This is a genomic window from Paraburkholderia sp. WC7.3g, from assembly GCF_050436345.1.
Taxonomy (GTDB): domain Bacteria; phylum Pseudomonadota; class Gammaproteobacteria; order Burkholderiales; family Burkholderiaceae; genus Paraburkholderia; species Paraburkholderia podalyriae.
Window position 1 is genome coordinate 189,616 of the sequence record NZ_JBNDMA010000002.1, and the last position, 12,160, is coordinate 201,775.

Below are 12,160 nucleotides of genomic sequence, written 5' to 3' on the forward strand. Positions count from 1 at the left end.
CGAAAAAAACGCTACGGAGCCGGAGTTCCGTAGCGCTTTTGACGGCGTGGTCGCGAGCGCGTGACTGCCGCGCCCGCTTCGACCTCGAGCGAAATACGTTACTTCGCGTTCACCGACTTGCGCGCGTTCGCCGAAGCGACCGCCGTCATATTGATGATCCGGCGCACGGTCGCGGCCGGCGTCAGGATATGCACCGGCTTTTCCGCGCCGAGCAGGAACGGGCCGACCGTCACGCCCTCGCCGCCCACGACCTTCAGCAGGTTGTACGCGATGTTCGCCGCTTCGACGTTCGGCATGATCAGCAGGTTCGCTTCGCCGCCAAGCGTCGTGCCCGGGAACGCGGCCTTGCGGATCGTCTCCGACAGCGCCGCGTCGCCGTGCATTTCACCGTCGATTTCGAGCGACGGCGCGCGTTCCGTGATCAGCTTGCGTGCCGCGGTCATGCGCTGCGACGACGACGACGGCGCGCTGCCGAAGTTTGAGTTCGACAGCAGCGCGACCTTCGGCGTGATGCCGAACTTCTCGATTTCGCGCGCGGCGAGCATCGTCATGTCGGCGAGCTGCTCGGCGGTCGGCAGTTCGTTCACGTACGTGTCGCAGATGAAGAGGTTGCGGCCCGGCAGCATCAGCAGGTTCATCGCTGCGAAGTTCTCGACGTCGTCGGCCTTGCCGAGCACCTGCTCGATGAAGTTCAGGTGCGTGTGGTACTGGCCGATCATGCCGCAGATCATGCCGTCCGCTTCGCCGAGGCGCACGAGGATCGCGCCGATCAGTGTGTTGAACTTGCGCATCGCGGCCTTCGCGACGTCCGGCGTCACGCCTTCGCGCGCGCCGAGTTCGTGATACGCCTGCCAGCATTGGTGATAACGCGGATCGTCTTCCGGATCGACGATCTCGAAGTCTTCACCGCACCTTAGCTTCGAGCCCATTTTCTTCAGACGCATCTCGATCACCGACGGACGGCCGACCAGAATCGGCTTGGCGATCTTTTCGAGCAGCACGAACTGCGCGGCGCGCAGCACGCGCTCGTCTTCACCTTCCGCGAACACGATGCGCGCCGGTGACGACTTCGCCGCCGCGAACACCGGACGCATCACCATGCCTGAGCGGTAGACCGTCGCGCCGAGTTGTTCGCGGTATGCGTCCATGTCCTGGATCGGGCGGGTCGCGACGCCCGAATCCATCGCGGCCTGCGCGACGGCCGGCGCGATCTTGATGATCAGGCGCGGATCGAACGGCTTCGGAATCAGGTATTCAGGACCGAATTCGAGCGAGTGTCCTTCGTATGCCTTCGCGACTTCGTCGCCCTGGTCGGTTTCCTCGGCCAGCTCGGCGATCGCGCGCACGCACGCGAGCTTCATTTCTTCGGTGATCGTCGTGGCGCCGACGTCGAGCGCGCCGCGGAAGATGAACGGGAAGCACAGCACGTTGTTGACCTGGTTCGGATAGTCCGAACGGCCAGTCGCGATGATGCAGTCCGGGCGCACCTTGCGCGCTTCCTCCGGGCGGATTTCCGGCTCGGGGTTCGCGAGCGCGAGAATCAGCGGCTGCGAGCCCATTTCGGCGACCATTTCCGGCTTCAGCACGCCGGCGCTCGAGCAGCCGAGGAACACGTCGGCGCCGCGGATCGCATCGGCGAGCGAGCGCGCGTCGGTATTGACCGCGTAGCGTTCCTTCGACGCATCGAGGTTACCGCGCCCTTCGTAGATCACGCCCTTCGAGTCGGCGACGAGAATGTTCTTCTTCGACAGGCCGAGATTGACGAGCAGGTCCAGACACGCAATGGCCGCCGCGCCCGCGCCGGAACAGACCAGCTTCACTTCGCCGAGCTTCTTGCCGACCACTTTGAGGCCGTTCAGGATCGCCGCCGACGCGATGATCGCGGTGCCGTGCTGGTCGTCGTGAAAGACCGGAATCTTCATACGCTCGCGCAGCTTCTTCTCGATGTAGAAGCACTCGGGCGCCTTGATGTCTTCGAGGTTGATGCCGCCCAACGTCGGCTCTAGCATCGCGATCGCTTCGACGAGCTTGTCCGGGTCAGATTCGCTGAGCTCGATGTCGAACACGTCGATGTCCGCGAACTTCTTGAACAGACAGCCCTTGCCTTCCATCACCGGCTTGGCGGCGAGCGGGCCGATATTGCCGAGGCCGAGCACCGCGGTGCCGTTCGTGATCACGCCGACGAGGTTGCCGCGCGACGTGTACTTCTGCGCGTCGAGCGGTTCTTCGTGAATCGCCATACAGGCTGCGGCCACACCCGGCGAATACGCGAGCGACAGATCCAGCTGGTTCGACAGCGGCTTGGTGGGCGTCACCGAAATCTTGCCAGGTTTCGGATTCTGGTGATATGCGAGAGCGCTTTGCTTGAGTTGTTCGTCCATTTCTAGGCCTGCGAGACGTAAGTGATTGGGCCCGGCGACCCACACCGTTGCAGTGCTTTCATCTGTCGGACGGATAGCCGACCGAGGCGGTTTCCGCACGCGCCCGGTCAGGCGCGATGGCTCACCTCGACGAAGACCGGACGATGTGGAGTGCTTCGCGGGTCGATCAGTGTACACCCCGGACGTGTCGATGCACTGAGTGGTTAACAGGACTCGCCATTAGCGAAACAGTCGCCGCGGATGCTGCGGATTCGATGCGATTGAACGCGAACTCAGATGCAGGTCGGCAGCGATCACGGGCAGCATGAAGCCGAGGATCAGCAGATCGAAGCCGTCCATCGCGTAGCCTAGGCACCGAGGCGAGCAGCGCGTGGCCCGCATAGCCCTGTTTGACGGCGGGGCGGGTATCGATGGCGGAGTCGGAGACGGGTGGAGCGGCGTTCATTGAAAGCATTCCGTAGGTCTGAAGGCGGCCTCACCCGGTCACAAGACGATGCGCGCGCCGAGGCACCCGCCGGCCGCGCCGCCGCGCACGACGCTCCCTCGGTGGGACCCATTTCAGGTAAAATAGCGGCCCACGCGCGCAGCAAAAGCCGGTCTGTGCTCTTCTCCCGGCCGCGTATTCCGCCCAGCATGGCGCGGCATACCCCGCTTGCTGCGCCACCGGGCCCAGCGCCCGCTTCTCCCCCGCTCACTCCGAAGGATCCGCCCCATGACAGGCTTCGATCGCCAGACGATCTCCGACACCACCGCCAAGATGCTGCTCGAAGTACAAGCAGTGCATTTCAATGCGGAGAAACCGTATATTTTCACGTCCGGCTGGGCAAGCCCGGTGTATATCGATTGCCGCAAGCTGATCTCGTATCCGCGCGTGCGCCGCGGCCTGATGGAAATGGCCGAAGCGACGATCCTGCGCGATGTCGGCTATGAACAGATCGACGCGGTCGCCGGTGGCGAAACCGCGGGCATCCCGTTCGCGGCGTGGCTGTCCGACCGCCTGATGGTGCCGATGCAGTATGTGCGCAAGAAGCCGAAGGGTTTCGGCCGCAACGCGCAGATCGAAGGTCTACTGACCGAAGGCCAGCGCGTGCTGCTCGTCGAAGACCTGACGACCGACAGCCGCAGCAAGATCAACTTCATCAACGCGCTGCGCACCGCGGGCGCGACGGTGAACCACTGCTTCGTGCTGTTCCACTACAACATCTTCAAGGAAAGCGTGTCGGTGCTGAAAGACATCGACGTCGATCTGCACGCGCTCGCCACGTGGTGGGACGTACTGCGCGTCGCGAAGCAAAACAACTACTTCGACACGAAGACGATCGACGAAGTGGAGAAGTTCCTGCACGCGCCGGCCGAGTGGTCCGCTGCGCATGGCGGTGCAACGTCGACGCCGCAATAAAGCCATCGCGCTATAGCAGTGACAATAAAACGATCGCAATAGAACAATAAAACGCAGCCGCTTTGATGCGGAGCGAATGAAAAAGCCGCCTGTTGCGAAACTGGCGGCTTTTTTATCGCCGACTACCCGGCAAAGGAACCGCGCGCGATATCAGGACTCGTTGGCGATGTCTTTACGCGAGTCCGACGTCAGATTCAGCAATCCATTGCTCTGCGCATACTGGAATAGTTGGGAGTCGCGATCGATTCCGAGCTTGCGCATGGCCGCGTTTTTCTGCGTGCTGATCGTCTTGATGCTGCGATTCAAGCGCTGCGAGATTTCCTTGATCGTCATGCCCGACACGAACAGGCGCACGACTTCGAGTTCGCGCCGCGACAGCTTCGAGTCGTCGCGCCTGCCGGCCAGATTGACCCGCAACCCATCGAGCACCGCCTTCACCGACGGACTCATATACGTCATGCGACGGCCGACGTGCTGTACCGCAAGCGCAATATGGCTGAGATCGTCCGATTTGTTCACGACCGACGTCACGCCAAGCTCCCTGAGCCGTTTAAGCAATGCGGCGTTCTCAAGCATGGTGAGCACGACGATCGGCAGGTCCGGGAAATTGCGGCGCAAATAGTCGATGAGCTGCAAGCCATCGCCGTACTGACCGCCCGGCATGGCCAGGTCGGTGACGAGTACGTCGCACTCGGTGGATTGCAATATTTTGATGAGTTCAGTCGACTGCCTTGCACGCCCAACGACTTGCATACCGGGAAACTTGACCAGCGCATGTTCAGCGCCAAACAGAATGACCGGATGATCGTCTGCCACCACGACCCTGAGTGAAACTTGCATCGTCCTCCTCTGGACGGATAAACCGGTCTCCACAACTTCTAACACTTATTTCGACGCTCGCAATTTAGACGGGTCAAATACAGCCAGGGTCGCGCGATAAGGCCTTCCACTATAGCTGATTTCCTATCTGCGAATTCCGCGGGACGCGAACTTATTGCGTCGCAGAGCTAATCAGCGCTGATGTTAGACTTGATTCGACCTTGGGGCACAATTCAAGACAACGACCATCGCGAGGACCCGCGCCTCGCGCCCTGACAGGAGAACCGGCATATGCGCGAACGTTGCCTGGTTGTTTCGATGGCTTCCTGCTGGCGGCATCGATCGCTCGCCGTCGGCGCGATGCTCGCGCTATTCGCGGCACACGGCACCGGTGCGCGGGCCGACGAGCCGTTCACGCTGACGAGCGCGAACGTGCGCGCGGGCGGCGCCGTGCCCAATGCGCAGGTGTTCGATCAGAACGACTGCCAAGGCGGCAACCGTTCACCGCAACTGTCATGGCGCGACGCGCCGGCCGGCACCCGCGGCTTCGCGATCACGATGTTCGACGAGGACGCGCCCGGGCGCGGCTGGTGGCACTGGGCGGTCGCCGGCATCCCGGCCACGGTCGACAGCCTGCCGGAGAATGCGAGTTCATCCGGTTTCCTGCACAAGCTCGGCGCGGTCGAAGCGCGCAACGACTTCGATACCGACGGCTATGGCGGCCCCTGCCCGCCGCCCGGCAAACCGCATCGCTATATCATCACCGTGTACGCGCTGAGCACGGCCGATCTGCATCTCGCGCAAGGACGCCCCGCGTTGATGTTCGATCACCAGATCGGCACGGCCGCGATCGGCAGCGCGCGGCTGGTGGTCAATTTCGGGCGCTAGCGGCGACCATCGCGGTCGTCATCGCGAGCCCAGCGCCGCAGCGCGTTGCTTCTCCCGTTCACGTTGCGGATCGCCTTGCTGGAGCATTTCATGTCGAAGATCGTCATCGTTTATCACAGCGGCTACGGCCATACGAAGAAAGTCGCCGAAGCCGTGCTCGCGGGCGCGCTCGAAGCCGGTGCGCAGGCGAAGCTGATGCCGGTCGGCGACCTCGACGACGCGTCGTGGGACGAACTCGCCGCCGCCGATGCGCTGATCTTCGGCGCGCCGACCTACATGGGCGGTCCGTCGGCCGACTTCAAGAAGTTCGCCGACGCGAGTTCGAAGCCGTGGTTCGGCCAGGCGTGGAAGGACAAGATCGCGGCCGGTTTCACGAACTCGGCGACGATGAACGGCGACAAGTTCTCGACGATCCAGTACTTCGTCACGCTGGCGATGCAGCACAGCATGATCTGGGCGGGCACCGGCATGATGCCGTCGAACACCAAGGCCGCGACGCGCAACGACCTGAACTTCGTCGGTGGCTTTACCGGGCTGCTCACGCAATCGGCGGCCGATGCGTCGCCCGACGAAGCACCGCCCCCCGGCGATCTCGAAACCGCGCGCCTCTTCGGCGCACGCATTGCGGGCGTCACCGCGCGCTGGATCGCGCCGCGCGGGTAATGGCTGAACGGCGCCGCGATGGCGGCGCGGCTCATCCGCGGTTCATCCGCGGTTCATCCGCGGTTCATCCGCGGTTCATCCGCAGTTCATCTTCGGTCATCAGCACGCATTCGCCGTGCAACAGGTCACGCCGATGTCACGTTGCGCGCGCATCGTCGTTTTTTCGCGCTGCACCGCACATGCGCAGCGATGACGTCATAAAATGACGTTCCGGCGCGGCCTCGCGCCCCGTTTTCCAGCGAGTGAGATCGAGATGAGCACGAAAGTTTTTGTCGACGGACAGGAAGGCACGACCGGCCTGAAGATTTTTGAATATCTGTCGCAGCGCGCCGACGTCGAAATCCTGCGTATCGAAGAAGCGAAGCGCAAGGACCTGGACGAGCGCCGTCGTCTCATCAACGCGTCGGACGTCACGTTCCTGTGCCTGCCCGACGTCGCTTCGCGCGAATCCGCTTCGCTTGTCGATAACGACCGTACCGTGCTGATCGACGCGAGCACCGCGTTCCGCACCTCGCCCGACTGGGCCTATGGCCTGCCCGAGCTGGCCCGCTCGCAACGCGAGCGCCTGCGCACCGCCAAACGCATCGCCGTGCCGGGCTGCCACGCCTCGGCGTTCGTGCTGGCGATGCGCCCGCTCGTCGAAGGCGGCGTCGTCGCACCCGAGTTCGCCGCGCACGCCTACTCGATCACGGGCTACAGCGGCGGCGGCAAGAAGATGATTGCCGACTACGAAGCCGGCGGCAACGACAGGCTGAAGAGCCCGCGCCCGTACGCGCTCAGCCTTACGCACAAGCACCTGCCGGAAATGGCCGCGCATACCGGCCTGAAGTCGGCGCCGATCTTCACGCCGATCGTCGGCGACTTCTACAAGGGCCTCGCCGTCACCACGTACTTCTCGCCGGGCCAACTCGCGAAGAAGACGACGCCGCAGGACGTGCAGGCTCTGTTCGCCGAGTACTACGCGGGTGAAGCGTTCGTGCACGTCGCACCGTTCGACGCCGACGGGAATCTCGACAACGGCTTCTTCGACGTGCAGGCGAACAACGACACCAATCGCGTCGACCTGTTCGTGTTCGGCAACGAGGAGCACTTCGTGACCGTTGCGCGTCTGGACAATCTCGGCAAGGGCGCATCGGGTGCGGCGATCCAGTGCATGAATCTCGCCATCAGCACGGACGAAGAGACCGGTTTGAAACGCTAGGCGAGTCGAACCGCGAACGTCGACACCAGGTCAAGCGTCCGCAGTCCCACGGCGAATTCGGGGCAAAAAAAAGCCCGCCTAGGTTGGCGGGCTGAATCCATATCAGTGGAGACATGGAGGAGACAAGGCCTACTATAGCAAACCGCTTGGTGCATTGCAACATGCAAATTAGGGTTCACCCTCGATGTTGCAAACATACCACGGTCACATTCGTACGGCTCCATTTCCTCTTGTCTGCTGTGGAGCGCGGTGCTTAGTGCCGCGCCAGCGCCATCATCGCGCCGAAGCCGACGAACACACCGCCCGTCAGCCGGTTGAACATTCGCGCAACGCCGCGGCTTTTCAGCTTCGCGCCGATGCGCGTGCCGAAACCCGCGTACACCAGATACCAACTGACCTCGATCGACGCAAACGTGGCGAGCAGTACGCCGAATTGCGGCAACGTCGGCTGGGTGGCATCGATGAATTGCGGCAGCAGCGCGGCCGCGAACAGGATCGCCTTCGGATTGCTGCTCGCGACCAGAAAGCCGTTGCGAAATAGCGCGAAGCGCGAGCGCGCGGGCCTCGCCGTTAGTTCGTCGACGTTTCGCGCAGTCGCTTCGTCGGCCGGCGCGCGCCATGCCTTGATGCCCAGATACACGAGATAGGCCGCGCCGATCATGCGCAGTGCGTTGAACATGGTCGGCCATGCCGCCAGAAACACGCCGAGCCCCGCCGCCGATACCGCCAGCATCAGCACCAGCGCCGAAAGACAGCCGACCATCGTCGCGCTCGCACGGCGCAGGCCGTGCTGGGCGCCGTGCGTCATCACGAGCAGCATGTTGGGACCGGGAATCGCGGAAACGACGAAAACGGTCACGGCGAACGGCCACCAGGTATGCAGAGTCATCGAAGTCGGGAGAAGGGGGAATCGGACGGCTATTATGCCTTGCCGCCCGGCGTGACTCCATCCGGCCACGTTGCGTCGATCGCTCGCGCCCGGCGCTCGACAGCCACCGTCAACGACCGGCCCGCCGCGTCGCCACCTGACCCAGCACCGCGAAATCCTTGTCGCCATCGCCGTGCGCGATCGCCTCGATCAGGCTGTCGCGCACCACGCTCGCGACCGGCATCGGCGTCGTCACCGCATCGGCGGCGGCAAGCGCGAGGCGCACGTCCTTCAGCCCCAGACGCGCCTTGAACAGCGCCGGTTCGAAGCGCTGCTCGGCGATCAACTTGCCGTAGCCCGAGTACACCGGTCCCGGGAACAGGCCGTTGGTGATCACGTCGAGGAAGTCCTGCATCGCGAGGCCGTGCCCCGTCACGAGCGCGGCCGCTTCGCCGAGCGTCTCGATCGCGGCGCCGAGCATGAAGTTCGCAGCCAGCTTCATCACGTTCGCCTGCTGCGGCAGCGAGCCGATGCGCCAGGTCTTCTGGCCGAGCGCGTCGAAAATCGGCTGGACCCGGTCGATCGATTCCGCCGGGCCGCCCGCGACGATCGTCAGCTTGCCCGCGGCCGCGACGTCAGGCCGGCCGAGCACCGGTGCGGCCACATAGTGCACGCCGCGCGACGCGTGCGCGGTCGCCAGTTCCTCGGCCAGTGCAACGGAAATCGTCGCCATGTTCGCGTGGATCAGCCCGCGCGGCGCATGCTCGAGCAGCGACGCGGTGATGACTTCGCGCAACGCGGCATCGTCGGCGAGCATCGAGAACACCGCGTCGCCCGCAAACGCTTCTGCCGGCGTCGCGACGATCTGCGCGCCCAGCCCGGCCAGCGGCTGCGCCTTGTCCGGCGAGCGGTTCCACACGCGCACCGGGTGCCCGGCTTTCAGAATGTTTGCAACCATCGCGGCGCCCATCTCGCCGAGACCGATAAAACCGATGTCCATCTATCGCTCCGTCTTCTAAAGAACCCGAAGTAAAGCACACTCATGCGACACGCGCAGGACAACGCGCAACGCCAGCGGTGCGATACTGCCGAGATGGTCACCGCGACATTCCGCTTCTACGAGGAGCTGAACGACTTCATCGCCCGGCCGCTGCGTCGGCGCGCGTTCCCCTGCGTCTGTGCGCGCGGGGCGACGACCAAGCACATGATCGAGGTGCTCGGCGTGCCGCATACCGAAGTCGAACTGATATTGGTGAACGGCGACTCGGTCGGTTTCGATCATCCGCTCGCCGACGGAGACCGCGTCGCCGTGTATCCGAAATTCGAGGCGCTCGACATCCAGCCGTTGCTGCGCGTGCGCGAGCGACCTTTGCGAGTGATGCGCTTCATCGCCGATGCCCATTTAGGAGGCCTCGCGCCGCTTCTACGGCTCGCAGGCTTCGATACGCTGTACGACAACCACTTTCCCGACGCCGATATCGAGGCGCTCGCCGCCGCGCAGCAGCGTATCGTGCTGACGCGCGACCGCGAGTTGCTCAAACGCCGCAACATCACGCATGGCTGCTACGTGCGCGCGCTGCGGCCGCGTGAGCAGTTGCGCGAAGTGTTCGAACGGCTCGATCTCGCGCGCAGCGCGCAACCGTTCCGGCTGTGTCTGATATGCAATGCGCCGCTGCGGCGCATCGCGCGCGAGGAAGCCGGCCCGCGCGTGCCGCACGGCGTGCTGCAGCGGCACAGCCGCTTCGTGACCTGCGACGTGTGCGGACGCGTGTTCTGGGAAGGCACGCATTGGCAGAGGATGCGCGCGTTGATGGACAGCGTCTCCGCCGGCGCGCCGGAGCGCGTCGGCTGACGCGCCGCGCGCTTGCGTACAATGCGGGTTGATCTATTTGGCAGAGGCCTTTCCGATGGCGATGAAAAAAACCGACCTTGAAAAGAACAAGGCGTTGAAACTGGGCAACGCGATGAAGCGGGCGACCGCGAGCCTTGGCGGCAAGGGCGTGGCGACCGAACCGAAGGTCGACCGGCGTGAGCAGCGCAAGCTCGATCAGGCGCAAGGCCTTGTGCCGTTTGCGTGCAAGCTCAACAGCGGGCTGGTGGATGAACTGAAAACGCGCGCCGCCACGCATCCCGACGGCCTGAACGGGCTGCTGGACGAAGTGATCCGGCGCGGGCTCGCGGGCTGATCTTCCCGCGCGCAACATCCGCCGCAAAAGCAAAAAGGCCAGAGCGCGAGCTCTGGCCTTTTTGCTGGCAACGCATCTGCCTTCACCGGCTGCGTCGACGGGCAAGTGGCGCGGCGCAGCGGTACGGCGCGCCCGACGAGCGGGCGTTGGCTTAGTTCTGCGTGCCCTTGTCGTTCGTGCCTGCTGCCGAAGCTGCGGCGGATACGTGTGCTTTCTTGCCGTGGGTCTTCAGCTGCTTGACGTGGTGCTTCTTCGGTGCGCTTGCTGCTTCCATAGCAGCGGCATCCGACGCCTGTGCGAAAGCCTGAACGGAAACCAGCGCGATCGAGGCGGCTGCGAGCGAGACGATAACTTTTTTCATGTGTTGATCCCCAAACCAGACGACTGAGTCAATGTGAATGAATACAGCTGCGCGGTGGAGCGGGCTGGACTGCGAGGCGCCTTGTGCTCCCCGCGGGAGAGTATTACCCAAGCGTCGGCGGTTTGTCATGCGCAAAACTCGATCTGTATTTTCCGGGAGACAGCCTGCTTTCAGAGTGCTTTCATTTGTCCGGCAAGCGATACCGGGGACACTACAGGGCCGTATCAAGCTGCCAGCCGCGTGCTTCGTCGACTGTTTCGCCGCACTCAGACCAGATTCCGCAGCAGGCTCGCGGTCTCCTGCAGTGCCGGCAAAACGCGGTGCAACGCGGCGTTCGCCGACTCCTCGCCGATCGGCATGCTAACGCTGATCGCCGCGACCACCGTACCGTGCCGGTCGCGCAACGGCACTGCGACGCCGCGCACCCCGATCTCCAGCTGCTGGTCGGTGACCACGTAGCCATTGCGGCGGATTTCACCAAGCACTTCTCTGAGCCGGTCGACTGTTGAATAGGTGTACGGCGTGAAAATCTTGATCGGATACGATGCGAGCCAAGGATCTATGCTATCGGGCGGCTGGAACGCGAGCAGCACGAGCCCCGCCGACGACAACGGCGCCGGCGCCCGCGAGCCGGTCACGAAGCCGACCGCCATCGCCCGATTCACGCCATTGCGCGCAACGTAGACGACATCGTGTTCGTCGAGGATCGCGACCAGCGCGGTTTCCTGCACAGTCGCGGTGATCCGCTGCAGGAACGGCTGCACCGTGCGCGGCAGGCGCGCCGAATCGAGGTAAGACTGGCCGAGCCGCAGCACGCGCGGCGCGAGCCAGAAGAGCTTGCCGTCTGTGTCGACGTAGCCGAGTTCGCACAGCGTCAGCAGATAGCGGCGCGCGGCCGTGCGCGACAGGCCGGCGCGCGAGGCGACCATCGTTGGCGTCATGCGCGCGTGCTCTTCGTCGAATGCTTCGATGATCGCGAGCGCCTTCGCGGCGCCCGCAATCCAGTCCCTGTCGTCCATTTCGTTTGCTCGTGCAAGAGCCGGGGATCGCGGTCCGTTCGGCAATTTGCTTGACGACGGTGATCGACGTGAGCGGCGAACCCGCGGCGGTTGCGCGATTATCGCGCGTCTCGCGGGCTTTGCCAGTCGCGCAGCGCTACGCGGCACCCTCGCACGCGGCGGTGATTTTTAGCATGGAAGGCGTGTTCGCGGCGTTCGCGGGCTGGCTCGTGCTCGGCGAAACGCTGACGGCTCGCGCATTGTTCGGCTGCGCGCTGATGCTGTCGGGATTGATCGTGTGCCAGGTACTGCCAGGCTGGAAACGCGCGCGGCAGCGTGCGCCGCAGGCGTCGTAATCAGGTTTCGTTGCACGGCTGACGCGTCGAGTGAGTGCGG

General features: G+C 63.9%; 12 protein-coding genes and 2 pseudogenes. 7 read left to right on the forward strand and 7 right to left on the reverse strand.

Going from position 1 to position 12,160, the window contains the following annotated elements; genetic code table 11:
* Positions 1–98 precede the first annotated feature (98 nt).
* On the reverse strand, positions 99–2,381 hold the full coding sequence (locus OKW43_RS12310) for an NADP-dependent malic enzyme (protein WP_429447589.1): 2,283 nt from the start codon (positions 2,379–2,381) through the stop codon (positions 99–101).
* A gap of 264 nt (positions 2,382–2,645) precedes the next feature.
* Positions 2,646–2,826, reverse strand: a pseudogene (locus tag OKW43_RS12315) (MFS transporter); the annotation flags it as partial.
* Between the two features lie 267 nt (positions 2,827–3,093).
* On the opposite strand from OKW43_RS12315, the gene OKW43_RS12320 reads away from it, so the two are divergent.
* Complete coding sequence (locus tag OKW43_RS12320; protein WP_018418686.1) at positions 3,094–3,780, forward strand: orotate phosphoribosyltransferase; 687 nt, start codon at positions 3,094–3,096, stop codon at positions 3,778–3,780.
* 150 nt (positions 3,781–3,930) lie between these two features.
* Here OKW43_RS12320 and OKW43_RS12325 read toward each other — a convergent pair whose 3' ends face one another.
* A complete protein-coding gene (locus OKW43_RS12325; protein ID WP_187632622.1) occupies positions 3,931–4,620 on the reverse strand; it encodes a response regulator in 690 nt (229 codons plus the stop codon).
* A gap of 270 nt (positions 4,621–4,890) precedes the next feature.
* On the opposite strand from OKW43_RS12325, the gene OKW43_RS12330 reads away from it, so the two are divergent.
* The 3 genes from OKW43_RS12330 (at position 4,891) to argC (ending at position 7,351) form a co-directional block, all read left to right on the forward strand.
* Positions 4,891–5,487, forward strand: a complete 597-nt coding sequence (locus tag OKW43_RS12330) for a YbhB/YbcL family Raf kinase inhibitor-like protein (RefSeq protein WP_429447591.1) — start codon at positions 4,891–4,893, stop codon at positions 5,485–5,487.
* A 90-nt stretch (positions 5,488–5,577) separates the two neighbouring features.
* A complete protein-coding gene (locus tag OKW43_RS12335; protein ID WP_187632620.1) occupies positions 5,578–6,150 on the forward strand; it encodes a flavodoxin family protein in 573 nt (190 codons plus the stop codon).
* A gap of 253 nt (positions 6,151–6,403) precedes the next feature.
* On the forward strand, positions 6,404–7,351 hold the full coding sequence (gene argC / locus OKW43_RS12340) for an N-acetyl-gamma-glutamyl-phosphate reductase (protein ID WP_187632619.1): 948 nt from the start codon (positions 6,404–6,406) through the stop codon (positions 7,349–7,351).
* Positions 7,352–7,604: 253 nt separating this feature from the next.
* Here the strand turns inward: argC and OKW43_RS12345 are convergent, their stop codons facing one another.
* Both OKW43_RS12345 and OKW43_RS12350 read right to left on the reverse strand, forming a co-directional pair.
* Complete coding sequence (locus OKW43_RS12345) at positions 7,605–8,240, reverse strand: LysE family translocator (protein ID WP_429447594.1); 636 nt, start codon at positions 8,238–8,240, stop codon at positions 7,605–7,607.
* Between the two features lie 109 nt (positions 8,241–8,349).
* Positions 8,350–9,219, reverse strand: a complete 870-nt coding sequence (locus OKW43_RS12350; protein ID WP_187632617.1) for an NAD(P)-dependent oxidoreductase — start codon at positions 9,217–9,219, stop codon at positions 8,350–8,352.
* A 93-nt stretch (positions 9,220–9,312) separates the two neighbouring features.
* On the opposite strand from OKW43_RS12350, the gene OKW43_RS12355 reads away from it, so the two are divergent.
* Both OKW43_RS12355 and OKW43_RS12360 read left to right on the forward strand, forming a co-directional pair.
* On the forward strand, positions 9,313–10,071 hold the full coding sequence (locus tag OKW43_RS12355) for a Mut7-C RNAse domain-containing protein (RefSeq protein WP_429451643.1): 759 nt from the start codon (positions 9,313–9,315) through the stop codon (positions 10,069–10,071).
* A gap of 55 nt (positions 10,072–10,126) precedes the next feature.
* Positions 10,127–10,405: a hypothetical protein gene (locus tag OKW43_RS12360; RefSeq protein WP_187632616.1), complete on the forward strand. Its 279-nt coding sequence runs from the start codon at positions 10,127–10,129 to the stop codon at positions 10,403–10,405.
* 151 nt (positions 10,406–10,556) lie between these two features.
* Here the strand turns inward: OKW43_RS12360 and OKW43_RS12365 are convergent, their stop codons facing one another.
* Positions 10,557–10,766 (reverse strand): hypothetical protein, encoded by a 210-nt coding sequence (locus tag OKW43_RS12365; protein WP_187632615.1) that lies wholly within the window; start codon positions 10,764–10,766, stop codon positions 10,557–10,559.
* A 266-nt stretch (positions 10,767–11,032) separates the two neighbouring features.
* Positions 11,033–11,785: an IclR family transcriptional regulator domain-containing protein gene (locus OKW43_RS12370; protein WP_429447597.1), complete on the reverse strand. Its 753-nt coding sequence runs from the start codon at positions 11,783–11,785 to the stop codon at positions 11,033–11,035.
* A 32-nt stretch (positions 11,786–11,817) separates the two neighbouring features.
* On the opposite strand from OKW43_RS12370, the pseudogene OKW43_RS12375 reads away from it, so the two are divergent.
* Positions 11,818–12,120, forward strand: a pseudogene (locus OKW43_RS12375) (EamA family transporter); the annotation flags it as partial.
* Positions 12,121–12,160 lie beyond the last annotated feature (40 nt).

Coding starts and splice junctions, on each gene's coding strand:
- OKW43_RS12325 (WP_187632622.1), bottom strand. CDS start 4,620: ATGCAAGTTTCACTCAGGGTCGTGGTGGCAGACGATCATCCGGTCATT.
- OKW43_RS12370 (WP_429447597.1), bottom strand. CDS start 11,785: ATGGACGACAGGGACTGGATTGCGGGCGCCGCGAAGGCGCTCGCGATC.
- OKW43_RS12365 (WP_187632615.1), bottom strand. CDS start 10,766: ATGAAAAAAGTTATCGTCTCGCTCGCAGCCGCCTCGATCGCGCTGGTT.
- OKW43_RS12345 (WP_429447594.1), bottom strand. CDS start 8,240: ATGACTCTGCATACCTGGTGGCCGTTCGCCGTGACCGTTTTCGTCGTT.
- OKW43_RS12360 (WP_187632616.1), top strand. CDS start 10,127: ATGGCGATGAAAAAAACCGACCTTGAAAAGAACAAGGCGTTGAAACTG.
- OKW43_RS12355 (WP_429451643.1), top strand. CDS start 9,313: ATGGTCACCGCGACATTCCGCTTCTACGAGGAGCTGAACGACTTCATC.
- OKW43_RS12310 (WP_429447589.1), bottom strand. CDS start 2,381: ATGGACGAACAACTCAAGCAAAGCGCTCTCGCATATCACCAGAATCCG.
- OKW43_RS12350 (WP_187632617.1), bottom strand. CDS start 9,219: ATGGACATCGGTTTTATCGGTCTCGGCGAGATGGGCGCCGCGATGGTT.
- OKW43_RS12320 (WP_018418686.1), top strand. CDS start 3,094: ATGACAGGCTTCGATCGCCAGACGATCTCCGACACCACCGCCAAGATG.
- OKW43_RS12330 (WP_429447591.1), top strand. CDS start 4,891: ATGCGCGAACGTTGCCTGGTTGTTTCGATGGCTTCCTGCTGGCGGCAT.
- OKW43_RS12335 (WP_187632620.1), top strand. CDS start 5,578: ATGTCGAAGATCGTCATCGTTTATCACAGCGGCTACGGCCATACGAAG.
- argC (WP_187632619.1), top strand. CDS start 6,404: ATGAGCACGAAAGTTTTTGTCGACGGACAGGAAGGCACGACCGGCCTG.